Source organism: Vibrio sp. 2130-1, assembly GCF_033339515.1.
In genome coordinates, this window is the sequence record NZ_JAWOUT010000637.1 from 1 (window position 1) to 541 (window position 541).

A 541-nucleotide genomic window follows, 5' to 3' on the forward strand; every position below is an offset into this window, starting at 1 on the left:
TGTTTGCTTGTTTTTTGAACGGTTTTTAGTTCCAGTTTAGCTGGTTTGTGCCCCGTTTTTTAGCGTCAGTGAGCATTTGCCCAAGGCGATCGAGCACATATTCTGGTGCGTCTGATTCCTTAAATGAAGTAGAGACGGCTGTCAGAGTAATGATGATGTTTTGCTCGCGGAACTTAAACGGCAGCTGACAGATATCGCGCTGAATATTCTTCATCAGCTCTAACGTGTATTCTTCACTTTGTTCTGGGATCAGCAGAATAAACTCTTCACCGCCAAAGCGAGCGACGGTTTCGGTATCAGACACGCGCTTATTGATGGCTCGAGCGATGATCTTCAGCGCTTTATCACCAGCGGTATAACCATAACTGTCGTTTACGGCTTTGAAGTTATCGACATCAAACAGTACCACTCGTAGATTTTGTTGAGAGCGAATCCAACGACGGTATTCGAGCTCAAGACGATCGTTAAATGCTGTTCGGTTGTAAACCTTCGTGAGTGGATCAAGCAACATTCGCTGTGTCTGGTCGTCTAAGCGGCGACG

The 541-nt window shown here is 46.0% G+C and carries 1 protein-coding gene; it reads right to left on the reverse strand.

From position 1 onward, the window contains the following. Window positions 1-25: 25 nt before the first annotated feature. A partial coding sequence (locus R7Q09_RS27845; RefSeq protein WP_025536531.1) for a GGDEF domain-containing protein occupies window positions 26-541 on the reverse strand: 516 nt, incomplete at its 5' end.